Source organism: Maricaulis virginensis (genome assembly GCF_027922185.1).
Lineage (GTDB): Bacteria > Pseudomonadota > Alphaproteobacteria > Caulobacterales > Maricaulaceae > Maricaulis > Maricaulis virginensis.
In genome coordinates this window covers 233,068-259,402 of sequence record NZ_BSFE01000004.1, presented here as the reverse complement: position 1 = coordinate 259,402, position 26,335 = coordinate 233,068, and the positions used below count along the sequence as shown (strand labels likewise).

Genomic DNA, 26,335 nt, shown 5'->3' with positions numbered 1-26,335 from the left:
CATGACCCAGCTTCTCCAGGACAAGGACCGCATCTTCACCAACCTGTTCGGCCATCATTCTCCGGACCTCGAGGCGGCGAAGCAGCGGGGCGCATGGAACGGGACCAAGGAAATCCTCGAACAGGGCCGCGACTGGATCATCGACCAGATGAAGGCGTCCGGCCTGCGCGGCCGCGGCGGCGCCGGTTTCCCGACCGGTCTGAAATGGTCCTTCATGCCCAAGGACGTGGGCGCACGTCCGCACTATCTCGTCGTCAATGCCGACGAGTCCGAGCCGGGCACGTGCAAGGACCGCGAGATCATGCGGCACGATCCGCACCTTCTCATCGAAGGCTGCCTGATCGCGTCCTTCTCGATGCAGGCGCACGCCTGCTACATCTATCTGCGCGGCGAATACGTCACCGAGCGCCTGGCGATGGAGAAAGCCGTCAAGGAGGCCTATGAGGCCAAGCTGATCGGCGAGAAGAACGTCCATGGCTGGCCGTTCCACGTCTATATCCATCACGGTGCCGGCGCCTATATCTGCGGCGAGGAAACGGCCCTGCTGGAAAGCCTGGAAGGCAAGAAGGGCCAGCCGCGACTGAAGCCGCCATTCCCGGCCAATGCCGGCCTCTATGGCTGCCCGACCACGGTCAACAATGTCGAATCCATCGCGGTGGCCGGCACGATCCTGCGCCGCGGCGCGCAATGGTTCGCCAGCTTCGGGCGCGAGCGCAATGTGGGCACCAAGATCTTCTCGATCTCCGGCCATGTGAACAAGCCGTGCAATGTCGAAGAGGCCATGTCGATCCCGATGAAGGCGCTCATCGAGACACATGCCGGCGGCGTGCGCGGCGGCTGGGACAATCTGAAGGCCGTCATTCCGGGCGGCTCCTCGGTGTCGCTGCTGCCGAAGGATATCTGCGACGACGTGCTGATGGATTTCGACGCCCTGCAGGCGCACAAGTCCGGTCTGGGCACCGCCGCCGTCATCGTCATGGACAAGTCCACCGACGTGGTGAAGGCGATCGCGCGTATTTCCTACTTCTACCGGCATGAAAGCTGCGGCCAGTGCACGCCCTGCCGCGAAGGCACGGGCTGGATGTGGCGCGTGCTGGAACGCATGGCGCGCGGCGAGTCGACCATCGAGGAAATCGACATGCTGCTCGACGTCGCCGGTCAGGTGGAAGGTCACACGATCTGCGCGCTCGGTGACGCGGCCGCCTGGCCCGTCCAGGGCCTGATCCGCCATTTCCGGGGCGAGATCGAGGAACGCATCAATAATTATCGCGCCGGCAAACCCGTGTTTGTCAGCCAGGCCGTTGCGGCAGAGTAGGCAGAGGTTATCCGTCTTTCCGATGATCGAGACCGCTTTCATCCATATCGGTACCGAGAAAACCGGCACGACGACGATACAGGACTTCCTGTATCGCAATGATGCTGCGCTTGCTTCGGCGGGATACTGCGTGCCGACCGGGATGGGGCGGCGCAACCAGACCCGTCTGGCGGCCTATGCGATGAAGGACCGGCGCAAACCCACGCACCTGCATCTGCGGTACGGTATCGACGGTCCTGAAGCGCGCCGGGAGTTCGATTCGGGGGTCGAGGCGGATTTCGGCCGGACGATGGCGTCTGCCGGGACGGCGCACAGCGTGATTGTCTCGAGCGAGCACCTCCAGAGCCTGTTGCGAACGACATCCGAGCTGGAAAAGCTCAAGGCGCTGTTCGGACGGTACGTGAAAAATTGCCGGGTTATTGTGTATCTGCGCCGCCAGGACGAGATGGCTGTGAGTCTTTACTCGACCCGGATCAAGGCGGGTGGCGGTACCAATTCAAAGGTCTTTCCGAAACCCAAGGATCGCCTGCCCTTCAATTACGATTATGCCGGTCTGGTTGAGCGGCTGGAGGCGGTATTCGGTGCGCATGCGCTGGACATCCGGCTGTTTGATCGCGCGCATCTGGTGGAGGGCGATCTGATCGCCGATTTCTGTGCGGCGACGGGGATCGACCCCGCGCTGGACCTTGAAAGCCCGGACAGCCGCAACCCGTCACTCTCCAGTCTGGGGATCCATTTCCTCGAGACTTTCAACAAGCACGTGCCTGACCGCGTGGGCAGTGATCTCAACAAGGTACGGCGAAACGTCGTCGAGATCATGGAGGAGAATTTCGCCGGTCAGTACAAGATGGTGGCCCGGGCTGCGGCAGAAGCGTTCTACAGCCAGTTCCGCGAGGGCAATGCGGTCATCCGGGACAAGTATTTCCCGCAACTGACCCGGCCGACGCTGTTCGATGAAGATTTCAGCGCCTATCCGGAGGCGGCAGAACTCCCCGAGTACGACTTCGAGGATGCCGTTGAGGTCGCCGCTGCACTCTGGGCCGGCGCCTCCCGCAAGCTGCGCGAGCTGCAGGCCGAGAACGTCTTTTTGCGCGGTCAGTTGCTGACTGAACGCGGTGATCACGAGGATGCCGCCATCCACTTCCAAAGGGCCGTGGATGCGCTTGACACACCGCCGGAGCGATACCTCACGGCGCTCGAAGCGTCTCGTGAGCGGGTCGAGCAGGCACGGGCGGCGGAAGCCGACAATTCGATGGTTGTTGAGGCCGCTGGGCCGAGGAACAAGTGATGAGCGAAGATCTCCGCAAAATCATCGTCGACGGCGAGGAAGTCGAAGTACCGAATTCCTTCACGCTGTTGCAGGCAGCCGAGGCTGCGGGTCGGGAAATCCCGCGCTTTTGCTATCACGAGCGCCTGTCGGTCGCCGGCAATTGCCGGATGTGCCTGGTGGAGCTCGTCGGCGCGCCGAAACCGGCCGCGTCCTGCGCCATGCAGGTCCGCGACATGCGCGGCGGGCCGAACGGCGAACCGCCGGCCATGAACACGCTGTCGCCGATGGTGAAGAAGGCGCGCGAAGGGGTGATGGAGTTCCTGCTCATCAACCACCCGCTGGACTGCCCGATCTGCGACCAGGGCGGCGAGTGCGACCTGCAGGACCAGTCGCTGGTCTACGGACGCACCGGCTCGCGCTTCCCGGAAAACAAGCGCGCTGTCGAAGACAAGGAAATGGGTCCGATCATCAAGACGGAGATGACCCGCTGCATCCAGTGCACGCGCTGCGTCCGCTTCGTCACCGAAGTCGCCGGCGTGCCCGAGATCGGCATGATCGGCCGCGGCGAGGATGCCGAGATCACGACCTATCTGGAAAATGCGGTGACGTCGGAACTGTCCGGCAATGTCATCGATCTGTGCCCGGTGGGTGCGCTGACCTCCAAGCCCTACGCCTTCAATGCCCGTCCCTGGGAGCTGAAGAAGACCGAGACCGTCGACGTGATGGACGCGGTCGGCTCGAATATCCGCGTGGATGCCCGCGGCGGCGCCGTGCTGCGCATCCTGCCGCGTGTGCATGAGGGCGTGAACGAGGAATGGATTTCCGACAAGACGCGCTACGCCTGGGAAGGCCTGGGCAAGCGCCGTCTGGACAAGCCCTATGTCCGCGAGAACGGCAAGCTGCGCGCCGCGAGCTGGAGCGAGGCGCTGGACGTGGCGGCCAAGCGCCTGTCGGGCGATGCCTCGAAAATCGGCATGATCGCCGGCGATCTGTGTTCGGCAGAAGAGATGAAGGCGGCCAAGGATCTGGCGGATGCCTTGGGCATCGCCTCGATCGACTGCCGCCAGGACGGCGCCAGGCTGGGCACCGGCCCGCGTCAGGAATACCTGTTCAACGCGACGATCGCCGGTATCGAGGAGGCAGACGCCATCCTCATCGTCGGCGCCAATCCGCGCGTCGAGGCGGCCATCGTCAATGCGCGTATCCGCAAGACCTGGCTGCACAATGACACCAAGGTCGGCGTGATCGGCGAACCGGTCGACCTGACCTATGAGTACGAGCATGTCGGGACCGGCGCCAAGGATCTCGCCGGCCTGAAGAAGAAGCGCTCGGGCTTCATCAAGACACTGAAGGACGCCAAGCGCCCGCTGATCCTGGTCGGTGCCGGTGCTCTGACCCGCGAGGACGGCGCCCAGGTGCTGCGCGCGGCCGGCGATCTTGCCGCCGCCGTCGCCGCTGTCAGCGAAGACTGGAACGGTTTCTCGGTCCTGCACACGGCCGCCAGCCGCGTGGCGGGCCTCGATCTCGGCTTCGTGCCGGGCGAGGGCGGTCAGGACGTGGCCGGCATGCAGTCGGGCAATATGGAGACGATTGTCCTCATGGGCGCCGACGAGCTGGACATGTCGAAGTTCGGCGAGGCCTTCGTCATCTACATCGGCAGCCATGGCGATGCCGGTGCCCACCGCGCCGATCTCGTGCTGCCGGGGGCGGCCTGGACGGAGCAGGACGGCCTGTTCGCCAATACCGAAGGCCGCGTACAGCTGGCTTTCCGCTCGGTCTTCCCGAAGGGCGAGGCCAAGGAAAACTGGGCCATCTTCCGCGCGCTGTCCGAGCGTGTCGGCAAGACGCTGCCCTATGACAATCTCACCCAGCTGCGCCTGAAACTGTTCGAGGACGTTCCCGTGCTCGGCGGAATCGATCATGCCCCGGGAGCCGAAGGCGCGGCGGAGTTCGACGCCAAGTCGATCGGTGCCGACGGGGATGTCGCCGATGCGGCCTTCACGGCGGCGGTGCGCAATTTCTATTTCACCAACCCGGTTGCCCGGGCTTCCAGGACGCTGGCCGAATGTGCCGCGCTCAAGGACGCCCCGGCGGCAGTAGCGGCGGAGTAAGCGATGAGCGAGTTCGTCTCCCAATTCGGCCCGCTCTGGGGCACGCTTGCCGTGATCGGCCAGATCCTGGCCTTCATTATCGTGCTGCTGATCTCGCTGGCCTTCCTGCTGCTGATGGACCGCAAGGTCTGGGCGGCGGTGCAGATGCGCAAGGGCCCGAACGTGGTCGGCGCCTTCGGCCTGCTGCAATCCTTCGCGGACTTCTTCAAGTTCGTGTTCAAGGAAATCGTCGTGCCGGCCGGCGCGGACCGCTCGCTCTACCTGCTGGCGCCGCTGATCACGCTGATCCTCGCCTTCATCACCTGGGCCGTCGTGCCGGTGGCGCCGGGCTGGGTGATCGCCGACCTCAATGTCGGCATCCTCTACCTGTTCGCGATGTCGTCGCTGGGTGTCTACGGCATCATCATCGGCGGCTGGGCCTCGAACTCGAAATATCCCTTCCTCGGCGCGCTGCGCTCGGCGGCGCAGATGGTGTCCTATGAAGTCTCGATCGGCTTCATCATCGTCACCGTGCTGCTGTTCGCCGGTTCTATGCGCCTGTCCGACATCGTCGATATCCAGGCCGGCGGCTTCTGGAACTGGAACCTGCTGGCCTTCCACGCCTTCCCGCTGCCGATGTTCCTGGTGATGGTGCCGATGGCGGCGATGTTCTTCATCTCGGCCCTGGCGGAAACCAACCGTCCGCCCTTCGACCTCCCCGAGGCCGAATCCGAACTCGTGGCCGGCTATCAGGTGGAATACTCCTCGACGCCCTACCTGCTCTTCATGGTGGGCGAGTATCTCAACATCGTGCTGATGTGCGCGATGACGGCCATCCTGTTCTTCGGCGGCTGGCACGCGCCTTTCCCGGACGGCTTCGTCAATGACTGGCCCTATCTGGCTTCGCACGCCTGGCACTTCTTCTGGTTCGCCGCCAAGGTCGTGTTCTTCTTCTTCATGTTTGCGATGGTGAAGGCCCTGGTCCCGCGTTACCGCTATGACCAGCTGATGCGCCTCGGCTGGAAGATCTTCCTGCCGACCTCGCTGGTTGCGGTGGCCCTGGTGGGTGCTGCCGTCGTCTACGGCCCGCAAGGATAACTCCCATGAGCCGACTGCAACAAACCATTCGCGGCGCCCTGCTGATGGACTTCTGGTCCGCCTTCGGCTTGGGCATGCGCTACTTCTTCAAGAAGAAGGCGACGCTGAACTATCCCTTCGAGAAGGGGCCGCTCAGCCCGCGCTTCCGCGGCCAGCATGCGCTGCGCCGCTATCCCAACGGCGAAGAGCGCTGCATCGCCTGCAAGCTGTGCGAGGCGATCTGCCCGGCACTGGCGATCACGATCGAGGCGGAACCGCGCGCCGACGGCTCGCGCCGCACCACCCGCTACGACATCGACATGACCAAGTGCATCTATTGCGGCTACTGCCAGGAGGCATGCCCGGTGGATGCAATCGTGGAAGGCCCGAACTTCGAGTTCGCTGCCGAGACCCGCGAGGAACTTTTCTACGACAAGGCAAAACTGCTCGAGAACGGCGATCGCTGGGAACGGGAAATTGCCAGAAACCTGGAACTCGACGCGCCGTACCGCTGATCGGCGGCGCGTTGGCTGAACAATAGACGGAAGAGGGCATCATGCTCGCATCACTGGCCTTCTGGGCCTTTTCCGGAGTGGCGATCCTGTCGGCCCTGATGGTCGTCATCGCCCGCAACCCGGTCAGGTCCGTGCTGTTCCTGATCCTGGCCTTCATCTCGGCCGCGGGTCTGTTCGTGCTGCTCGGCGCCGAATTCCTGGCGATGCTGCTGATCGTTGTCTATGTCGGCGCGGTCGCGGTGCTCTTCCTCTTCGTCGTCATGATGCTGGACGTCGACTTCGCCGAGCTTAAGCAGGGCTTTCTGAGCTATCTGCCGCTCGGCGGGCTGATCGCCGTCGTGCTGGCGATCGAGCTGGCGATGATCGGGATGAGCTGGGAAAGCGCGCCGCAGGCCGAAGCCCTGCGCGCGGCGGCGATGCCGGACGGGATGAGCAATGTCGAGGCGCTCGGCACGGTCATCTACGACCAGTACGTCTACTTCTTCCAGATTGCAGGCCTGGTGCTGCTGGTCGCCATGATCGGCGCCATCGTGCTGACGCTGCGTCACAAGGAAGGCGTCAAGCGCCAGAGCGTGACCGCCCAGGTCGGCCGGGATCGCAAGACCGCCGTTGAAATGCTGGATATCAAGCCGGGACAGGGGATTGGAGAATGATGGAGATCGGGCTGGGGCATTACCTCGCCGTCGCCGCGGTGCTCTTCACCATCGGTGTGTTCGGCATTTTCGTGAACCGCAAGAACGTCATCATCCTCCTGATGTCGATCGAGCTCATCCTCTTGTCGGTGAACATCAACCTCGTCGCCTTCTCGTCCTTCCTGGGCGATCTGGCGGGGCAGGTGTTCGCGCTGTTCGTACTGACCGTGGCCGCGGCGGAAGCCGCTGTGGGCCTGGCCATTCTCGTCGTCTTCTTCCGCAACCGGGGCGATATCTCGGTTGAGGGCGTCAACCTGATGAAGGGCTAGGGGATCATGGCACCTATTATCGTCTTCGGGCCGCTCCTCGCCTCGGCCTTTGCCGGTCTCTTCGGCAATTATGTCGGCCACCGCGCCGCGCAGATCGTCACCACCGGTGCGGTCCTGCTGTCGGCCATCCTGTCCTGGATCGTCTTCTTCGACGTGACGGTCGGCGGCAACACGACCACGATCCATCTCGCGACCTGGATGAGCGTCGGCGATTTCGACGTCTCCTGGGCGATCAAGCTGGACAGCCTGTCGGCCGTCATGCTGGTCGTGGTGAACTCGGTCTCCTCGCTGGTGCACATCTACTCCTGGGGCTATATGTCCCACGATCCGCACCGCGCACGCTTCTTCTCCTACCTGTCGCTCTTCACCTTCGCCATGTTGGCCCTGGTGACCGCCGACAACTTCCTGCAGCTCTTCTTCGGCTGGGAAGGGGTGGGGCTGGCCTCCTATCTGCTGATCGGCTTCTGGTACAAGAAGAAGTCGGCCAATGACGCGGCGATCAAGGCCTTCGTGACCAACCGTGTCGGCGATTTCGGCTTTGCCCTGGGCATCATGGCGATCTTCCTGGTCTTCGGCTCCGTGGCCTTTGACGATGTCTTCGCCCAGGTCGGCGACCAGGCCGATGCGGTCCTGTCCTTTGCAGGCATGTCCTTCAATGCGATCGAACTGATCGCCTTCCTCCTGTTCATCGGCGCGATGGGCAAGTCGGCGCAGTTCTTCCTGCACGTCTGGCTGCCGGACGCGATGGAAGGTCCGACGCCGGTTTCCGCCCTGATCCACGCCGCGACGATGGTGACGGCCGGTGTCTTCCTCGTCTGCCGGGCCTTCCCGATCTACGAGATGGCGCCGAACGCCTCGGCCATTGTTACCGTGATCGGTGCCGTGACGGCGCTGTTCGCGGCCACGGTCGGCATGGCGCAGAACGACATCAAGCGGGTTGTCGCGTATTCGACCTGTTCGCAGCTGGGCTACATGTTCTTCGCGGCGGGCCTGGGCCTTTACGGCGCGGCCATGTTCCACCTGTTCACGCACGCCTTTTTCAAGGCACTTCTGTTCCTCGGCTCCGGCGCGGTGATCCACGGCGTCCATGACGAGCAGGACATGCGCAAGATGGGCGGGCTGTTCCGCATGATGCCGATGACCTGGCTGATGATGATCATCGGCACGCTGGCGCTGACCGGTGTCGGTTTCTCCTTCGGTGCGCTCGGCCTCTTCCTGCCGGATCTCGGCTTTGCCGGCTTCTTCTCGAAGGATGCCATCATCGAGGGCGCCTTCATGGCAGGCCGCGAGGGCGTGTTCTTCGGTATTCCGGCCTTCTGGATCGGTACCGTCGCGGCATTGCTGACGAGCTTCTACTCCTGGCGCCTGATCTTCATGACCTTCCATGGCACCTATCGCGGTCCCAAGGATGTCTATGATCACGCCCACGATCCGAAATGGCCGATGGCGCTGCCGCTGGTCGTTCTGGCTGTCGGTGCGGTGCTGGCCGGCGGGCTCTACAAGTCGAGCTTCATCGGTGACCATTCCGGCCACTTCTGGGGCGAGGCTCTTGCTGCCGGCGCCCATGGTCCGGCCGTTGCCGGCGAGGACACGCATGCCGTGGCCGCAGACAGCCATGCCGAGCCGGCGGCCGGCGATCACGCCGTCGCTGCGGCTGACGACCATGCGGTCGCGGCGGACGAGCATGCGGCCGAGGGGGATCATGGCGGTGGCCACCATCCGCCGGTCTGGGTGTTGCTCTCGCCTTTCTTCGCGACGCTGATCGGTTTCCTGGGCGCGATCTGGTTCTATCTGATCAATGAGGGCATGGGGGCCCGCATCGCCGCCCGCGGCGGTCCGCTGCACAGCTTCCTCTACAACAAGTGGTATGTGGACGAGATCTACCACTTCGTCTTCGTGCGCGGCGCAAAGGGGCTGGGCGACCTGTTCTGGAAAATCGGCGATGTCCGCATCATCGACGGCTTCGGCCCGAACGGTGTTGCCGGCTCGACCCTGGCGGCGGCCAGGCGCCTCGCCAAGGCCCAGTCCGGTTATCTCTATCACTACGCATTCGTCATGCTGATCGGCGTGCTGGGGCTTCTGCTCTGGGCCCAGTTCGGCGCAGGAGGCCAATAGATGTTTGGCGAGTTCGAAGCCTTTCTTTCGATCCTGACCTTCGTCCCGGCCATCGGCGCGCTGGTCATCGCGCTCTTCCGCTTCACGGCGCGGCCCGAAGACCAGGCCCTGATCGACCGGAATTCGCGCCTGGTGGCCTGGGTGGCGACCATGGTGACGCTGGTCCTGTCCATCATCCTGGTGGCCAATTTCGACCGTGAAACGGCGGGCTTCCAGTTCGTGCACGAGATCGAGTGGCTGTCCGAGATCGGCATGGGCTACCGGCTCGGCGTCGACGGCATCTCCGTGCTGTTCGTGCTGCTGACTGCCGGTCTGATGCCGCTGTGTATCATGGCGTCCGGCGCGATCGAGAAACGCGTCGCCGACTACATGATCGCCTTCCTGCTGCTGGAAACCCTGGTGATCGGCGTGTTCTGCGCGCTCGACCTGGTGGTGTTCTACATCTTCTTCGAAGGCGGCCTGATCCCGATGTTCATCATCATCGGCGTGTGGGGCGGGCAGAACCGGGTCTATGCGGCCTTCAAGTTCTTCCTCTACACCCTGCTTGGCTCGGTGCTGATGCTGGTCGCGATGGTCTACATGTTCCTGCAATCGGGAACGACCGACATCACGGCGCTGCTGGACTATGAGTTCGCCCGTAATGCCCAGATGTGGATGTGGCTGGCCTTCTTCGCTTCCTTTGCGGTGAAGATGCCGATGTGGCCGGTGCACACCTGGCTGCCGGATGCCCACGTGCAGGCGCCGACGGCGGGCTCGGTCATCCTGGCCGGTGTGCTGCTGAAGCTGGGCGGCTACGGCTTCCTGCGCTTCTCCATCCCGATGTTCCCGGAAGCGTCGGACTATTTTGCGCCGCTGGTCTTCGCGCTGTCGATCATCGCCATCATCTACACCTCGCTGGTTGCCTTCCGTCAGACCGACATCAAGAAGCTGATCGCCTATTCCTCCGTCGCCCACATGGGCTTCGTGACGATGGGCCTGTTCGCGATGAACGAGACGGGCGTGCAGGGCGCGATCTTCCAGATGATCTCGCACGGCGTGATCTCCGGCGCGCTTTTCCTGTGCGTCGGCGTGATCTATGACCGCATGCACACCCGCGAGATCGCCTTCTATGGCGGCCTCGTGCACCGCATGCCGGCCTATGCCGCGATCTTCGCCCTGTTCACCATGGCCAATGTCGGCCTGCCGGGCACGTCCGGCTTCATCGGCGAGATCATGACGATGGTCGGTGCCTTCCAGGTGAGCTGGTGGATCGCCACCGGTGCGGCGGCCGGCGTCATCCTGTCGGCCATGTACATGCTGACCATGTATCGCGATGTGGTGTTCGGCGAGATCACCAATCCGAAACTCGAGACCATCACCGACCTCAACCGCATGGAATGGGCGATCTTCATCCCGCTCATCATCATGACGCTGTGGCTCGGCGTGTCCTCGACCGTGGTGACCGACATCACGGCGGCCTCGGTCGACAATCTGATCACCAATTACAATGCGGCACTGCCCGCACCGGCCCAGTAGGAGAGGCACGCCATGACTGCGGACATGCTTTCCCAGGATCTGACGCTCCTCATCCCGGAAATCCTCCTGGCCTGCGGCGCGATGGCGCTGCTCATGCTGGGCGTGTTCCTGAAGGGCGAGGGTGCCAATCGCCTCGTGCAATGGCTGACGGTCGGCTTGCTGGCCGTCGCCGGTCTGGCAGCCCTGTTCGCCGTGACGGGCGAGGGGACAGCCTTCTCCGGCAGCTTCATCTTCGACAGCCTGGCCCGCTTCTCCAAAGTGGCCATCGGCATTGTCGCGGCGATCGCCATGCTGCTCGCCATGCCTTATCTGCAGGCGGAAAAACTCGGCAAGATGGAATACGCCATCCTGGTTACGCTCGCCGCCGCCGGCATGATGATGATGGTGTCGGCCAACGACCTGATCTCCATGTATATGGCGATCGAGCTGCAATCCCTGGCGCTCTATGTGCTGGCGGCCTTCAACCGCGACAGCCTGCGCGCCTCGGAAGCCGGCCTGAAGTATTTCGTGCTCGGCGCACTGTCGTCCGGCCTGCTGCTCTACGGGGCATCGCTGGTCTACGGTTTTGCCGGTGCCACGGGCTTCAACGAGATCGCTATCGCCGTGGAAAGCGGTCCGACGGTCGGCCTCATCTTCGGCCTCGTCTTCGTGATCTGCGGTCTGGCCTTCAAGGTTTCCGCCGCGCCTTTCCACATGTGGACGCCGGACGTCTATGAAGGTGCGCCGACGCCGGTGACGGCCTTCTTTGCGACGGCTCCCAAATTTGCCGCCATGATCCTGCTGGCCCGCGTGCTGGTCGAGCCCTTCGGCGGCATGGTCGAACAATGGCGCGACGTGATCTGGATCCTGGCCGTGCTGTCCATGGGCATCGGCGCCTTCGGTGCGCTGACCCAGACCAATATCAAGCGCCTGATGGCCTATTCCTCGATCGCCAATATGGGCTATGCCCTGGTGGCCGTCGCGGCGGCGAGCCAGACCGGTATGTGGGCGCTTCTGGTCTACATGGTGCTCTACATGATCTCGGTGATCGGCTCCTTCGGCGCCATCCTGTCGATGCGCACGCGCGAAGGCATGGTGGAACAGATCTCCGATCTGGCCGGCGTGGCCCAGCGCAATCCGGGCCTGGGCTGGTCGATCACGGCGCTGATGTTCTCCATCGGCGGCCTGCCCTTCATGGTCGGCTTCTTCGGCAAGTTCTTCCTGATCTACGCAGCCGTCGAATCCGGCCTCCTGATCCTGGCGGTCCTTGCCGTTCTCTTCTCCGTGGTGGGCGCGGCCTACTATCTGCGGGTGGTGAAGACGGTCTGGTTCGACGAGGGCGAGGTGGAATTCGTTCCGGCAGCCCTGTCGATCTACTGGGTAACGCGCCTGGCAGGCCTGGCCACGGTGGCCCTGCTGCCGGTGGTGGGCTGGGTCGTCTACCGGGCCGTGTCCGTCGGGCTGACTGTCCTCTAGACCTTGTCGGCCCCTTCGCCTGCGATCGAGTGGCTCGACGAGACGCAATCGACCAATGCGGATGCGCGTGAGCGGGCTCTGGCTGGCGAGCGCGGTCCGCTCTGGATCGCCGCACGCCGGCAGCTCGCCGGCCGTGGCCGTCGCGGCCGGGCCTGGACCGGGCTCGAGGGCAACCTCTTCACCACGGGGCTCTACACCTTCCAGGCCGAACCCGGCCGGGTGGCGGAACTCTCCTTTGCGGCAGCCCTGGCTGTCGCGGAAGTGTGCGACACGGCACTGCGCGATCCGGCCGCCACGCGTGTGAAATGGCCCAATGACGTGCTTGTGAACCGGCGCAAGGTGTCCGGCATCCTGCTTGAATCGGGCCAGGCCCCCGGCGGCGGTCTGTGGCTGGCGCTCGGGATCGGGATCAATCTGGCCGCCGCGCCGGATGACAGCGAACGGCCGGCGACCTCGCTGGCGGCTGCGGGCGGTGCGATCCCGCGTGAACAGGCGCTCGACACCCTCGTCGATGCGTTCGAGCGCTGGCGCCGCCGCTGGCTGCAGGACGGGTTCGGCCCGCTGCGCGATGGCTGGCTCGCCCGGGCTCACGGGCTGGGCGAGCGCTGTGAGGCGCGGCTTCAGAACGAGACCGTGAGCGGGGTGTTTGCCGATCTGGGCCCTGACGGATCGCTGCGGCTGGACTTGGACGATGGCGGACGGCGATATATCTCCGCTGGTGACGTCTTCTTCCCCGCCGGGGTGACGGCGCCGGCGCTGAGGAGAGACTAGCCATGCTGCTTGCCATCGATTGCGGCAATACCAACACGCTGTTCGCCGTTCACGACGGCAAGACCTGGGTCGCGCAGTGGCGATCCGGCACGGATTCGACCCGTACGGCCGACGAGCATGCCGTCTGGCTGTCGCAGCTGATGTCCCTGCAGGGGTTCAAGCTGAGCGATATCACTGGCTGCGTGATCTCCACCGTGGTGCCGCAGGCCTTGTTCAACCTGCGTAATCTCTCGCGCCGCTATTGCAACGCCGAGCCGGTGATCGTGGGTGAGCCGGGCGTGCTGATGGATATCGAGGTGCGTCTCGACCGGCCGCAGGACGCCGGTGCCGACCGCCTGGTCAACGCGCTGGGCGCTCGTTCGGTCTATCAGGGCCCGTTGATCATCATCGACAGCGGCACGGCAACGACATTCGACGTGATCGGCGCCGACGGAGCCTTCGAGGGCGGGATCATTGCGCCGGGCATCAACCTGTCCATGCAGGCCCTGCACGCCGCCGCCGCTAAACTGCCGCGGGTCGCGATCGCCAAGCCACAGCGCGTGATGGGCAAGGATACGGTCTCCGCTATGCAGTCCGGCGTGTTCTGGGGCTATATCGATCTGATCGACGGTCTGGTAAACCGTCTGAAGACCGAATGGGGCGCGCCGATGACGGTTGTCGCCACCGGGGGCGTGGTGTCCCTGTTCGAAGGGGCCTCCCGCACCATCGACCATTACGATGGCGACCTGACCATTCGCGGCCTCATGGAAGTCTGGAAACTCAATGGCGGAAGCCTTGACTGATAGTTTGTATTTTCTGCCGCTCGGCGGCTCCGACGAAATCGGGATGAATCTCAACCTCTATGGCTACGGCCCGGAGGACAATCAGAAATGGATCATCGTCGATTGCGGCGTCACTTTCGGTGACCTGTCGACCCCCGGGGTCGACATCATCATGCCCGACCCCGCCTTCATCGAGGAGCGGCGCGACGATCTGATCGGCATGGTCCTGACCCATGCACACGAGGATCACATGGGTGCCGTAGCGCACCTGTGGCGCCGCCTTAAGTGCCCGATATGGGCAACACCCTTTACCGCCTGGCTGGTGCGTGACCGCCTGCGTGAATTCGGTCTCGAGGACGAGGTCGAGCTGCACGAGATCGCGCTCGACAGCCGCTTCGATCTCGGCCCCTTCGATATCCAGCTGATCACGCTGACCCACTCCATTCCCGAGCCCAACGGCCTGGCGATCCGCACGCCGGCCGGTCTGGTGCTGCACACCGGCGACTGGAAGATCGACCCCGATCCGCTGATCGGCGAGACGACCGACGTGTCGGCGCTGACGGCGCTGGGCGAGGAGGGTGTGCTGGCCATGGTCTGCGACAGCACGAACGTCTTCTCGGCCGGCGAGAGCGGCTCGGAATCGGGCGTGAAGGAAGAGCTGGTGAAGGTCGTCGGCGAGAACACGACCGGCAAGGTCGCCATTGCCGCCTTTGCCTCGAATGTGGCGCGCCTGCAGTCGGCGATCGAGGCCGCCGAGGCCAATGGCCGGCGCGTGTGCCTGGTGGGCCGTTCCATGCATCGCATGACGGCGGCGGCGAAGTCCGTCGGACTGCTGAGCCATGTGCAGGATTTCGTCGGGGAAGAGGAGGCGGGTTTCTTCCCGCCTGAGAAAATTCTCTATCTGTGCACCGGGTCCCAGGGCGAGCCGCGCGCGGCGCTGTCGCGGATTGCCGAGGGCAATCACCGCAATGTCACGCTGGGTTCGGGCGATACGGTGATCTTTTCCAGCCGCGTCATTCCCGGCAATGATATCGGCATTTTCCAGCTGCAGAACCGGCTCGCCGAGCGTGGTGTGGAGATCATCACCGAGAAGAACCGCCCGGTTCACGTTTCCGGCCACCCGTGCCGCGACGAACTGGCCCAGATGTATCAATGGGCCCAGCCGAAGGTGGCGATCCCGGTGCATGGCGAGCGCCGTCACCTGATCGAGCACGCAGCCTTTGCCCGCCAGCTGCAGGTGCCGCACGCCGTCACCGTGCGCAATGGTGACATGGTGGAGTTGCGCGCCGATGGCGGGGCGTCGATTGTCGACGAGGCGCCGGCGGGCCGGCTGCATCTGGACGGCAATTTCGTCACCGACGCCAATGCCCTGTCGATGCGCGAGCGCCGCAAGCTGGCCTATGCCGGCCAGGTCACTGTGGCGATGGCGGTGCATGGCAAGAAGGGCGAGCTGGTCTCCGGTCCCGATGTGCGGTCCATGGGTGTCGCCGAGGACCGGTCCTTCTCGCTGGACGAATTCCTCGACGCGCTGGCCGACGAGGCCGAGCGCGCTTTTGACCGCCTGTCCAATCGCGACCGCCGTGACGCCGAAACGGCGGAAGAGGAAGTGCGCCGCGCGGTGCGCCGTGAAGCGTCGCGGATCTGGGGCAAGAAGCCCTGGGTCGAAGTGATCATTCTGGAGGTTTGAGATGAAAATCGGACGTCTGAACCATGTCGGCGTGGCCGTGCCGGATATCGAGGCGGCCAAGGCGACCTATGCCGGGCTCTACGGCGCGGACGAGGCGACGCAGACGAAGGACTTCCCGCATCTGGGCGTTCGCGTCGCCTTCGTGCATCTGGCCAATTCCGAGATCGAACTGCTCGAGCCGCTCGGCGATGACAGCCCGGTCCACAAATTCCTCGAACGCAATCCCAGGGGCGGCCAGCACCATCTGTGCTTTGAAGTGCCCGACATCGTCGCGGCGCGCGATGCGATGGTGGCAAAGGGCGCGACCGTTCTGGGGACGGGTGAGCCCTATATCGGCGCTCATGGCGTGCCCGTGATCTTCATTCATCCGAAGAATTCCCACGGACAACTCATTGAACTCATGCAGGAACCGGCCTGATGCCGCGCTGGGCTCAATACGTCCTGCCGGGGATCGCTTTGGCGCTCTGGCTGTCCCGCTTCTTCATCCGCGATGACGGGGTGGGCGTGGTCAACGGGCTGGTCGTCTTCCTGATCGTGTGGTGGCTGGTCTTCTTCATGATGCTGCCGATCGGCGTGCGCTCGCAGGAAGAGGCCGGAGATATCGTGGCGGGAACCGAGCCCGGTGCGCCGATGGCGCCCGACCTGATCAGGAAGGGATGGTGGTGCACGATCGTCACCTCCGGCATCTGGATCATCTACTACATCATCAACGAATCCGGCCTGGTGGCGCGCTACATGCCTACCGATGGCAGCTGGGGATAGAACAGACGGCCTTCGGGAGACGGGCCGGCAGTGAGGGGAAACGCATGAGTGACAGTCAGACGGAACGGGGCGCGCCGCGCCGCGGGGTTTTCACGCGGTTTCTCGACGGGGTGGAATGGCTGGGAAATCTGCTGCCGCACCCGGTCACCCTGTTCGCGATCCTGGCCATCGGCATCGTGCTGCTGTCCGGCGTGTTAGGCTGGCTCGGGGTCGCGGTCGAGGATCCGCGCCCGGCCGGTGCCCGCGGCGTCGCCGAGGATGGCATGATCCGCGCGGTGAGCCTGCTCGATGGCGATGGCATTCGCCGGATCTGGACCAACCTCGTCACGAATTTCACCGGTTTCGCACCGCTCGGCGTGGTGCTGGTCGCCATGCTGGGCGTCGGTGTGGCCGAGAAGTCCGGTCTCTTGTCTGCTGCCGTCCGGGCGATGGTGCTGTCCGCGCCGCGTCACGTGGTGACGGTGGCTGTCGTGTTCGCCGGCATTCTCTCGAACACGGCCTCCGAGGTCGGCTATGTCGTGCTGATCCCGCTCGCCGGCGCGATCTTCTACGCTCTGGGCCGGCATCCGCTGGCCGGCATGGCCGCCGCCTTTGCCGGTGTCTCCGGCGGTTACAGCGCCAATCTGCTCATCGGCACGATCGACCCGCTGCTCGCCGGCATCACCCAGGAAGCGGCGCGGCTGATTGATCCGGATTATGAAGTCCTGGCGACCGCGAACTGGTATTTCATGTTCGCCTCCACCTTCGTGATCACGGCCATCGGCTCGCTCGTGACCATTTTCATCGTCGAGCCCAAGCTGGGGAAATACGATCCGTCCCGGGCCGACGAGACCGTGCTCGACAAGCACATGATGCAGCCGTTGGCGGCGGTTGAGCGCAAGGGCCTGCTGTGGGCCGGTCTGGCCATTCTGGGCGTCTTCGCCCTCATGGCGCTCACGCTTGCGCCTGAATGGGGCGTGCTGCGCAACCCGGACACCGGCGACCGTATCGCGTCACCCTTCTTCCGCGGTTTCGTGGTGTGGATCCTGATCTTCTTCATTGCGGCAGGCTATGCCTATGGCCGGGCCACCGGCACCATGAAGACCGACCGGGACGTGATCGACGCCATGGCCGGTGCGATCAGCGCCCTGGGCCTCTATATCGTCCTGGTCTTCTTTGCCGCCCAGTTCGTCGCCTTCTTCGGCTGGACCAATCTGGGTGCGATCACGGCCGTCACCGGCGCGCAATTCCTGCAGGATACCGGCATGACCGGCCCGCTGGTCTTCTTCCTCTTCATCCTGATGTGCGCGGTGATCAATCTGTCGCTGGGATCGGCCTCGGCGCAGTGGGCCGTCACCGCGCCGATCTTCGTGCCGATGCTGATGCTGATCGGCTATGCCCCGGAAGTGATCCAGGCGGCCTACCGGATCGGCGATTCATCGACCAATATCATCACCCCGATGATGAGCTATTTCGGCCTCATCCTCGCCTGGGCAACGCGCTATGACAAAAACCTGGGCGTCGGCACGCTGATCGCGATGATGCTGCCCTACAGCATCTTCTTCCTCCTCTTGTGGTCCAGCTTCTTCTTCCTGTGGACGTTCGGCCTCGACCTCCCGGTCGGCCCGGGATCGCCCACCTATTATCCGGTCGAGGCCGAGTAGGGCTCAGGCGCGTTCGACCCGCGCGGCAAAACAGCCGTGTGCGGCATTGTGGACGTCGATATAGGCGATCTCGCTGCGGGCGAGGGCGGTCTCGATGGCCGCGCGCGGATCGCCGGTCAGGACCAGGTCGGCGCCGGCCAGCATCCCCGTGCTGTCGAACAGGCGCAGCGCCAGCGGGCGGCCCCGCATGACGGGCGGGATCTCGTCGGTCAGCTCGGCGGCCTCGGCCGCGTTCTCCCGCACATAGATCGCATAGGCCGAGCGGTAGGGCGTGTCGGCGCTGTGGCTTTCATGATGGAGCAGCAGCACGCTTTCGCCCGGCTCGGCATCGTCCAGCGTGATGCGGCAGGGAAAGCCGGGCTTGGCGGTCACGGTCTTGCGGACAATGCCGCGGGCGGCGAGTTCCGCGTCGGGCAGACCGAACAGGGGGCGGAAGGGTTCCGGCGACAGGCCGGTGATACGGAAGGTCATCTCGGGCACTCCTGGATGTGACGATCACCTTGTGCCGCCGGCCAATGGCTGCGCCCACCCGATCCTTGCGATTGTATCCGGCCTTGCGATTGTATCCGGCATGGCCTGACGCCATGTCTTGAACGATCTGACCCTCAACCGGAGCCTGACCCATGCCGCACGTCATCCTGCACCATTCCGATCTCGACGCCCTGGGCCTGACGCCCGAACGGCTGGTCGATGCGGTCTTCCACGGCATGGAGGCGAGCGAGCTTTTCGATCCGAACGACATCAAGGTGCGCGTCGTGCCCGTCAGCCACTACCGCAATGGCCGCAACAACTATTCCTTCATCCACGCCGAAGCCCGGATCATGCCGGGGCGCACGCCGGCGCAGAAGGCGGCGATGTCCGACCTCGTCCTGTCGGCCGTGCAGGCGCTCGATACGCCGGTGGCGTCCATCACCGTCGAGGTCAGCGATATCGACCGGGCCTGCTATGCCAAGGCGGTGACGCAGGAAAGCGGTGTGACACTGAAGGCCTGAGCCCTGTGGCGCAGGACTGACAGAGGCGGGGAAGGTGCCTTGTCATCGCTTCCCAACGCGTTCTAATGGGGGTTGAACCTCTTATCGCGGAATTCCCCACCCATGCGCCTGTCCCGCTTCTTCCTGCCCGTCCTCAAGGAAACCCCCTCCGACGCCCAGATCGTCTCGCACCAGCTGATGCTGCGCGCCGGCATGATCCGGCAGCAATCCGCCGGCATCTATTCCTGGCTGCCGCTGGGTCTGAAGGTGCTCAAGAAGGTCGAGCAGATCGTCCGCGAGGAGCAGAACCGCGCCGGTGCGGTGGAGCTGCTGATGCCGACCATCCAGTCGGCCGATCTGTGGCGCGAAAGCGGCCGCTATGACGATTACGGTGCGGAGATGCTGCGCATCACGGATCGTCACGAGCGCGACATGCTGTTCGGGCCGACGAACGAGGAGATGATCACCGAGATCTTCCGCTCCTATTGCCGGTCCTACAAGGACCTGCCCAAGCTGCTCTACCACATCCAGTGGAAGTTCCGGGACGAGATCCGCCCGCGCTTCGGCGTGATGCGGGGCCGCGAATTCCTGATGAAGGATACCTATTCCTTCGATCTGGACGAAGAGGCGGCGCGCCGCTCCTACAACAAGATGTTCATCGCCTATCTGAACACCTTCTCGCGGATGGGTCTGAAGGCCGTGCCGATGAAGGCGGATACCGGCCCGATCGGCGGTGATCTGTCGCACGAGTTTATCGTTCTGGCGGAAACCGGCGAGAGCGAAGTGTTCTGCCATGCCGATCTTGTCGACATGGGCGCACCGGGCACGGACATCGATTTCGACGGCGATCTGCAGCCGCTGGTCGACCAGCGCACCGCGCTCTATGCCGCAACCGACGAGATGCATGAACCCGACGTGTTCGCCCGGGTGCCCGAGGACCGCCGTCTGACGGCGCGCGGTATCGAGGTGGGGCATATCTTCTATTTCGGCACCAAATATTCCGATCCGATGAAGGCGCTGGTCACGCATCCCGACGGTAAGGAGCGGGCAGTGCATATGGGCTCCTACGGCGTCGGCGTGTCGCGCCTCCTGGGCGCGATCATCGAGGCGCATCACGACGAGAAGGGCTGTATCTGGCCCGAGGAAGTCGCGCCCTTCGGTGTCGGTATTCTCAATCTGCGTGCCGGCGATGGCGAGGCCGATGCGGCCTGTGAAGACGCTTATGGCAAGCTCACCGCCGCCGGTCTCGACCCGCTCTATGACGACACGTCGGAACGGCCGGGCGGCAAGTTTGCCACGGCCGACCTGATCGGCTTGCCCTACCAGCTCGTCATCGGTCCGCGCGGTCTGAAAGAGGGCAAGGTGGAGCTGAAAGTGCGCCGCACCGGCGAAACCCACGAGCTTTCGCCGGAGGATGCCGTCAACCGTCTCGCCGAAAGGGCTTTTGCCGATGGCTGATCCCGCAGTCCGTGCAGCCGGGGGCGCACGCCCCTTCTCGCCCTATGAATTCATGCTGGCCTTCCGCTATCTGCGGGCCCGGCGGAAGCATGGCGGCGTCGCACTGATTGCCATGATCTCCTTTGGCGGGATCACACTGGCCGTTCTCGGCCTGATCGCTGTCATGTCGATCATGAACGGTTTCCGGGCGGAGCTCTTCAGCCAGCTGCTCGGCTTTCAGCCGCATGTCTATGTCGATACACGTAATCTCGATGCCGAGCGTGTCGATGCGCTGGTGCGCGAGCTTGAGGCGATGCCGGGCGTGCTCAGCGCCGATCCGGTGGTCCAGGGGCAGGTCCTGGCGTCGTCCGAGCGCTATCAGAGTGTCATCGTCGTGCTGGGTACCCGGCCCGGGGACGTTGCTGCGCTGGACGTGATTGCCAATCCATCGCCGGACGGCCGCACCGGCCTCGTCGAGGGCAGTCTCGACGGCTTCGGTGAGGGCCATAATGGCGGTGACACGATCATCCTGGGCTCGGGGATTGCCCGGCGTCTCGCTGTCGGTGTCGGCGACCGGGTGACCTTCACCACGGCCCGCGGCACGCCGACCGTGTTCGGGGCGCGGCCCAACCAGAAAGCCTATTATGTCGGGGCCGTCCTGGCCGCCGGCGTGTCGACCATCGACGAGAGTGCGGCCTTCATGCCGCTGGACCAGGGGCGGGTCTTCTTTGCCAAGGGCGAGGGGACCGACCAGATCCAGGTGCGGCTGACCGATCCGGACATGGCCGCCAGCATGGTGGGAAGCATCGGTGCGCTCGCCGGTCCCGACGCCGCCGCCTATGACTACACCCAGCTCAACCCGGCCTTCTACAACGCGCTGGAATTCGAGCGCACCGCGATGCGGCTCATCCTGTCGATCGTTGTCGCGATCGCCGCGATGAACATCATCTCCGGCCTGGTGATGCTGGTGAAGAACAAGGGGCGCGACATCGCCATCCTGCGCACCATGGGGGCAACGCAGGCGTCCGTGATGCGCGTCTTCCTGATCGTCGGAGCGTCGATCGGGGTTCTCGGCACGCTGGCCGGCATCCTTCTGGGCATTCTCTTCGTGGTGAATATCGGCCCGATCCAGGATTTCATCACCTGGACGACAGGCACCAATCCCTGGGATCCGAGCGTCTATTTCCTCTATCGCATTCCGGCCAAGCTGGACTGGGGCGAGGTGGCCTTCATCTCCATCTTCGGCTTCATCGTCTCGCTGCTGGTGACGCTGCCGCCGGCCTGGCGCGCCGCGCGTCTCGATCCCGTGGAGGCGCTGCGCTATGAGTGATCCCGTCCTCGATCTGCGCGAGATCGTGCGCACCTACGTAACCGAAGCCGACACGCTGGAAGTGCTGCGCGGGGTCAGCCTGACCCTGATGCCCGGCGAGATCGTCGGCCTGGTCGGACCCTCCGGTTCCGGCAAGTCGTCGCTCCTGCATGCCGCGGGTCTGCTGGAACGGCCCGATGGCGGGGAAGTGGTTGTCTGCGGCGCGGCGACAAGCGGCCTGTCCGACCGGCAGCGCACGGCGATCCGCCGCCGGGATATCGGCTTTGTCTACCAGTTCCACCACCTGCTGCCCGAATTCGATGCGCGCGAGAATATCGTGCTGCCGCAGCTGATCGGAGGTGTGCCGCGCAAGGCGGCCATCGCGCGGGCCGATGCCCTGCTCGAGCGGCTGGGCCTGTCCGACCGCGCCACCCACCAGCCCTCGCAATTGTCCGGCGGCGAGCAGCAGCGTGTCGCCATCGCCCGTGCGCTGGCCAATGCACCGCATGTGCTGCTGGCCGACGAGCCGACCGGCAATCTCGACCCGACCACCTCGGCGACCGTGTTCGAGGCCTTCCGCGAGACGGTGCGCGATGCCGGGGCCGCGGCCCTGGTGGCGACGCATAATCACGACCTCGCGGCCAGGATGGATCGTGTCGTGACCTTCCAGGACGGGCACCTTGCGCCCTACAGCCCGGAAACGGCCTAGATATTCCCGGAGCACGCCTGACGGAACATTTGCGGAACTTTCTGCTTGACGCCGTGCTTGTGCCGAAATAGAACAAACACGGAACATGAATTCGGGAGGTTGTCATGCGCCGCGTTCTTCAAGATGTCTCTGCCGCCACGGCTGTGCTGGGTTTCGCCTGGATGATCGCCATGTGGGGAAGCGTGCTCGGCGCGGCCTGAGGCGAGCGCGGGCGCAGTGCAGGCCGCGGGTCTTTCCGGTCGCGTTTACTGAGATCGGGCCCGCAAGCCTGATTTCGCCTGAGGCGTTCCTGGCGTAGTTTATTGGCCTCTCGACTCGCGGCGGCCGGTTTCGGTTTGTTTGGCGGGGCTTTTGTCCCGATGATGCGCGTGGCGGGGCGGTTCTGAAACGCTGACGGAGCGGGCGATGACGGCGAAACAACCCTTTGTGCATCTTCGGGTCCGCTCGCCCTATTCGCTGCTCGAGGGTGCGATCCGCATGCCGCAGATGGTGTCGGCCTGCCGCGAGCACGGCATGCCCGCCATCGCGCTGACCGACAGCAATAACCTCTTCGGCGCCCTGGAATTCTCCGAGGTCATGGCCGGGGCAGGGATCCAGCCGATCGTCGGCTGTACGCTCGCTGTGCGCACGGTCGACCCGCATCCGGGCGAACGCGCCGAACCGGAAGGCATGCTGGCACTGCTGGTGCAGGACCGCACCGGTTATGAAAACCTCATGGCACTGTCCAGTGCCGCCTATCTCGACGTTGACGGGTCGGAAGAGCCGCATGTGCCGCTGTCCCTCGTGCTCGAGCATGCGGAAGGCCTGATCTGTCTGACGGGCGGTCCGGACGGCGTGCTTAACCGCTTTGTGACCGGCGGGCGGCAGCCGGAAGCAACCCGGTTGCTGGAGCGCCTCTCGGCGGCCTTCGGCGACCGGCTCTATGTCGAGCTGCAGCGTCACGGGCTCGCCGAGGAGCTGGAGGCCGAGAACTGGCTGGTCGAGGAGGCCTACAGCCGCGGCCTGCCGCTGGTCGCCACCAACGAGGCCTATTTCCCGGACCCCTCGATGCACAAGGCGCATGATGCGCTCCTGTGTATTTCCGAAAGCTCCTACGTCTCGGTGCAGGACCGCCGCCGGGTGACGCCGGATCACTATCTCACCTCGCCGGACGACATGAATGCGCGCTTTCCGGATCTGCCCGAAGCGCTCGCCAACACGCTGGAGATCGCCCGGCGCTGTGCCTACCGGGTGCGCACGCACGCGCCCATCCTGCCCAGCTTTCCCACCCGGGACGGGCGTGACGAGGCCGAGGAGCTTGCCGCCCGCGCCCATGAGGGCCTGACGGAACGCCTCGCCGCCGGCGCCGATGCCGCGCCGGAGGAAGCCTATCGCGAGCGGCTGGATTTCGAGCTGGGCATCATCCGCCAGATGGGCTTTCCCGGCTACTTCCTGATCGTTTCCGACTTCATCCAGTGGGCCAAGGCGCATGACATTCCGGTCGGGCCGGGCCGGGGTTCCGGCGCCGGCTCGCTCGTGGCCTACGCGCTGACCATTACCGATCTGGACCCGCTGCGCTTCGGTCTCCTGTTCGAGCGCTTCCTCAATCCGGAACGCGTCTCCATGCCGGACTTCGACGTCGACTTCTGCCAGGAGCGGCGCGGCGAGGTGATCCGCTATGTGCAGGAGCGCTACGGTCATGACCGCGTGGCGCAGATCATCACGTTCGGCACCCTGCAGGCCCGCGCCGTGGTGCGCGATACCGGCCGCGTGCTGCAATTGCCCTTCGGCCTGGTCGACAAGCTGGCCAAGCTGGTGCCGTCCAATCCGGCCAATCCGGTCACCCTGGCCGAGGCGCTCAAGATCGAGCCGCGGCTGGAGGAGATGCGCCGCGACGACGATGCCGTCGACAGCCTGCTCACGGTCGCGCTGCGGCTGGAGGGCTTCTTCCGCAATGCCTCCACCCACGCCGCCGGTGTGGTGATCGGCGACCGCAAACTGTCCGAACTCGTCCCGCTCTATCGCGATCCGCGCTCCGACATTCCCGCCACCCAGTTCAACATGAAATGGGTCGAGCCGGCGGGCCTGGTGAAGTTCGACTTCCTGGGCCTGAAAACCCTCACCGTGATCGCCCGCGCGCTGGGCTATATCGCCTCGGCCGGCAAGGAGGTTCCCGATATCGAGGGGATCGACTTCGACGACAAGGCGACGTTCGAGCTTCTCCAGTCCGGCCATGCTATCGGCGTGTTCCAGCTGGAAAGCTCGGGCATGCGCGACACGCTGAAGAAGATGAAGCCGGACGCGATCGAGGACCTGATCGCCCTGATCTCGCTCTACCGCCCCGGGCCGATGAAGAATATCGACGTTTATGTCGACCGGAAGTTCGGCCGGGCCGAGGTCGATTGTCTCCACCCAGATCTGGAAGGCGTGCTGCAGGAGACCTACGGCGTCATCATCTACCAGGAACAGGTGATGCAGATCGCGCAGATCCTGTCCGGCTACTCGCTCGGCGAAGCCGACCTTCTACGCCGTGCCATGGGCAAGAAGAAGAAGGAGGAGATGGACAAGCAGAAAGTCCGTTTCCTCGAGGGCGCCGAGGCCAAAGGTGTGAGCCGCGAGAAGGCCTCCTACATCTTCGAACTCGTTGCCGAGTTTGCCGGCTACGGCTTCAACAAGTCCCACGCCGCCGCCTATGCCGCGATCGCCTACCGGACGGGCTATCTCAAGGCCAATTATCCGGTCGAGTTCATGGCGGCGCTGATGTCGCTCGACGCGGCCAATACCGACAAGCTGGCCGCCTTCTTCCAGGAAATCCGCCGCATGGGGATCGAGGTGCGGCCGCCGGACGTCAATGCGTCCGAGGCCGATTTCTCGGTCGAGGAGGGGACGATCCGCTTTGCCCTCGGCGCGATCCGCAATGTCGGCTTTTCGGCGATGGAGCACATCGTGGCCGAGCGGTCGGAGAACGGGCCGTTCAGGGATCTCTATGATTTCGCCGAACGCGTCGATCCGCGGCATATCAACAAGCGCACATTCGAAAATCTGGCGCGGGCCGGGGCGTTCGACAGTCTCGATCCCGACCGGGCCCGGGTGCTGGAAAGCGCGGAAACCCTGCTCTCCATGGCCCAGCACGCCGCGCAGCAGCGCGAGAGTGCCCAGGCCAGCCTGTTCGGCGGTGGCGGGGATGATGTCGCGCTGGAGCGCCCGCGCCTGCCGCAACCCGATCCCTGGACCGCGACCCAGAGGCTGGATGCGGAACTCTCCGCCATCGGCTTCTATCTCTCCGGTCACCCGCTGGATGACATGGCCGAACACCTGGCCAGCCGCGGCGTCGTCTTCCATGCCGAGGCGCCGGCGCGTGTCGCCGACGGCGCTACCGCGCTGCGCCTGTCCGGCATGGTGCGCCGGCGTCAGGAGCGTGTCTCGAACAAGTCCGGCGAGCGCTTTGCCTGGGTGACGCTGTCGGATCCCACGGGCGAGTTCGAGGTGTTTGTCGCGCCGGAACTCCTGCGCACTTCGCGCGACCTGCTCGACAGCGGCCAGGCGGTGCTGGTGAATTGCCGGGTCGACGAGCGGGACGAGCAGATTTCCTTCTTTGCCGACCGTCTGGAAGTGCTGGATATGCAGGTGTGTGCCGAGCGTCTGCGCGTGCGTCTGGACGATGCGGCAGCGCTGTCGCGCATCCATGCGCGGCTGGAGCGGGCCAACGGCCGGGCGGATGTCTCCAGGGACGCGGTGATCGATCTTTTCGTGCCGATTGCGGGCGGCGGGGAGGTGGAATTGCGCCTGCCGGGCCGGCACAGCGCCGACAGCGCGCTGCAGGCGGCGCTGAAGGGCGTTGACGGTGTCGCTTCGGTTGAAGTGGCCTAGGCATTGGCATGACACGGCCGGACACCGGCTGTCCGCGTGATCCGCTGCTCTGAAGCGCCTTGCCCCGCTTGCCAAACCGGCTGTCTTGGGCCTATAAGCCGCGCCATCACGCACACGGGGCAT

22 protein-coding genes are annotated in these 26,335 nt (G+C 64.6%); 21 read left to right on the top strand and 1 reads right to left on the bottom strand.

The genetic code is table 11. The annotated features are described in order from the left end of the window. Position 1 precedes the first annotated feature (1 nt). Genes nuoF through PKE71_RS09550 form a run of 16 tightly spaced genes read left to right on the top strand, consistent with a single transcriptional unit; the run spans position 2 to position 17,937 of the window. On the top strand, positions 2 to 1,315 hold the full coding sequence (nuoF, locus tag PKE71_RS09625; protein ID WP_271186754.1) for an NADH-quinone oxidoreductase subunit NuoF: 1,314 nt from the start codon (positions 2 to 4) through the stop codon (positions 1,313 to 1,315). A gap of 22 nt (positions 1,316 to 1,337) precedes the next feature. After that, on the top strand, positions 1,338 to 2,603 hold the full coding sequence (locus PKE71_RS09620) for a hypothetical protein (RefSeq protein WP_271186753.1): 1,266 nt from the start codon (positions 1,338 to 1,340) through the stop codon (positions 2,601 to 2,603). After that, positions 2,603 to 4,696 carry an NADH-quinone oxidoreductase subunit NuoG gene (gene nuoG / locus PKE71_RS09615; RefSeq protein WP_271186752.1) on the top strand — a complete coding sequence of 698 codons (2,094 nt, stop codon included), beginning with the start codon at positions 2,603 to 2,605 and terminating at the stop codon, positions 4,694 to 4,696. Before PKE71_RS09620 ends, nuoG begins: the two co-directional genes overlap by 1 nt. A gap of 3 nt (positions 4,697 to 4,699) precedes the next feature. Next, the gene (gene nuoH / locus PKE71_RS09610) at positions 4,700 to 5,773 is read left to right on the top strand and encodes an NADH-quinone oxidoreductase subunit NuoH (protein ID WP_271186751.1); all 1,074 of its coding nucleotides are present in this window, start codon (positions 4,700 to 4,702) and stop codon (positions 5,771 to 5,773) included. 5 nt (positions 5,774 to 5,778) lie between these two features. Then, positions 5,779 to 6,267, top strand: a complete 489-nt coding sequence (gene nuoI / locus PKE71_RS09605) for an NADH-quinone oxidoreductase subunit NuoI (protein WP_271186750.1) — start codon at positions 5,779 to 5,781, stop codon at positions 6,265 to 6,267. Between the two features lie 41 nt (positions 6,268 to 6,308). Then, positions 6,309 to 6,920 carry an NADH-quinone oxidoreductase subunit J gene (locus PKE71_RS09600; RefSeq protein WP_271186749.1) on the top strand — a complete coding sequence of 204 codons (612 nt, stop codon included), beginning with the start codon at positions 6,309 to 6,311 and terminating at the stop codon, positions 6,918 to 6,920. Beyond that, positions 6,920 to 7,228, top strand: coding sequence for an NADH-quinone oxidoreductase subunit NuoK (gene nuoK, locus PKE71_RS09595; RefSeq protein WP_309297594.1), 309 nt, complete (start codon positions 6,920 to 6,922; stop codon positions 7,226 to 7,228). The genes PKE71_RS09600 and nuoK overlap by 1 nt, the downstream gene beginning before the upstream one ends. A 6-nt stretch (positions 7,229 to 7,234) precedes the next feature. Next, a complete protein-coding gene (gene nuoL, locus PKE71_RS09590; protein WP_271186747.1) occupies positions 7,235 to 9,343 on the top strand; it encodes an NADH-quinone oxidoreductase subunit L in 2,109 nt (702 codons plus the stop codon). Then, positions 9,344 to 10,858 (top strand): NADH-quinone oxidoreductase subunit M, encoded by a 1,515-nt coding sequence (locus PKE71_RS09585; protein WP_271186746.1) that lies wholly within the window; start codon positions 9,344 to 9,346, stop codon positions 10,856 to 10,858. Positions 10,859 to 10,870: 12 nt separating this feature from the next. After that, on the top strand, positions 10,871 to 12,313 hold the full coding sequence (gene nuoN / locus PKE71_RS09580; protein WP_271186745.1) for an NADH-quinone oxidoreductase subunit NuoN: 1,443 nt from the start codon (positions 10,871 to 10,873) through the stop codon (positions 12,311 to 12,313). A 3-nt stretch (positions 12,314 to 12,316) separates the two neighbouring features. Continuing rightward, positions 12,317 to 13,084 carry a biotin--[acetyl-CoA-carboxylase] ligase gene (locus PKE71_RS09575; RefSeq protein WP_271186744.1) on the top strand — a complete coding sequence of 256 codons (768 nt, stop codon included), beginning with the start codon at positions 12,317 to 12,319 and terminating at the stop codon, positions 13,082 to 13,084. 2 nt (positions 13,085 to 13,086) lie between these two features. Then, positions 13,087 to 13,866, top strand: a complete 780-nt coding sequence (locus PKE71_RS09570) for a type III pantothenate kinase (protein WP_271186743.1) — start codon at positions 13,087 to 13,089, stop codon at positions 13,864 to 13,866. After that, the gene (locus PKE71_RS09565; protein ID WP_373878807.1) at positions 13,847 to 15,532 is read left to right on the top strand and encodes a ribonuclease J; all 1,686 of its coding nucleotides are present in this window, start codon (positions 13,847 to 13,849) and stop codon (positions 15,530 to 15,532) included. The genes PKE71_RS09570 and PKE71_RS09565 overlap by 20 nt, the downstream gene beginning before the upstream one ends. Before the next feature lies 1 nt (position 15,533). Beyond that, positions 15,534 to 15,950, top strand: a complete 417-nt coding sequence (mce, locus tag PKE71_RS09560; protein ID WP_271186741.1) for a methylmalonyl-CoA epimerase — start codon at positions 15,534 to 15,536, stop codon at positions 15,948 to 15,950. After that, on the top strand, positions 15,950 to 16,294 hold the full coding sequence (locus PKE71_RS09555; protein ID WP_271186740.1) for a DUF1467 family protein: 345 nt from the start codon (positions 15,950 to 15,952) through the stop codon (positions 16,292 to 16,294). Before mce ends, PKE71_RS09555 begins: the two co-directional genes overlap by 1 nt. Positions 16,295 to 16,338: 44 nt before the next feature. Continuing rightward, the gene (locus tag PKE71_RS09550) at positions 16,339 to 17,937 is read left to right on the top strand and encodes an AbgT family transporter (protein WP_271186739.1); all 1,599 of its coding nucleotides are present in this window, start codon (positions 16,339 to 16,341) and stop codon (positions 17,935 to 17,937) included. Positions 17,938 to 17,940: 3 nt separating this feature from the next. Here the strand turns inward: PKE71_RS09550 and PKE71_RS09545 are convergent, their stop codons facing one another. Continuing rightward, positions 17,941 to 18,408, bottom strand: a complete 468-nt coding sequence (locus PKE71_RS09545; protein WP_271186738.1) for a DUF1203 domain-containing protein — start codon at positions 18,406 to 18,408, stop codon at positions 17,941 to 17,943. Positions 18,409 to 18,560: 152 nt separating this feature from the next. On the opposite strand from PKE71_RS09545, the gene PKE71_RS09540 reads away from it, so the two are divergent. From PKE71_RS09540 to dnaE, 5 genes are all read left to right on the top strand, one after another. Then, positions 18,561 to 18,929, top strand: a complete 369-nt coding sequence (locus PKE71_RS09540) for a 5-carboxymethyl-2-hydroxymuconate Delta-isomerase (protein WP_271186737.1) — start codon at positions 18,561 to 18,563, stop codon at positions 18,927 to 18,929. A gap of 102 nt (positions 18,930 to 19,031) precedes the next feature. Further along, the gene (gene proS, locus PKE71_RS09535) at positions 19,032 to 20,366 is read left to right on the top strand and encodes a proline--tRNA ligase (protein WP_271186736.1); all 1,335 of its coding nucleotides are present in this window, start codon (positions 19,032 to 19,034) and stop codon (positions 20,364 to 20,366) included. Next, entirely contained in the window at positions 20,359 to 21,675 is a 1,317-nt protein-coding gene (locus PKE71_RS09530; RefSeq protein ID WP_271186735.1) for a lipoprotein-releasing ABC transporter permease subunit, read from the top strand. Before proS ends, PKE71_RS09530 begins: the two co-directional genes overlap by 8 nt. Continuing rightward, positions 21,668 to 22,363, top strand: coding sequence for an ABC transporter ATP-binding protein (locus PKE71_RS09525; RefSeq protein ID WP_271186734.1), 696 nt, complete (start codon positions 21,668 to 21,670; stop codon positions 22,361 to 22,363). The genes PKE71_RS09530 and PKE71_RS09525 overlap by 8 nt, the downstream gene beginning before the upstream one ends. Positions 22,364 to 22,768: 405 nt before the next feature. Continuing rightward, the gene (dnaE, locus tag PKE71_RS09520; RefSeq protein ID WP_271186733.1) at positions 22,769 to 26,212 is read left to right on the top strand and encodes a DNA polymerase III subunit alpha; all 3,444 of its coding nucleotides are present in this window, start codon (positions 22,769 to 22,771) and stop codon (positions 26,210 to 26,212) included. Positions 26,213 to 26,335 lie beyond the last annotated feature (123 nt).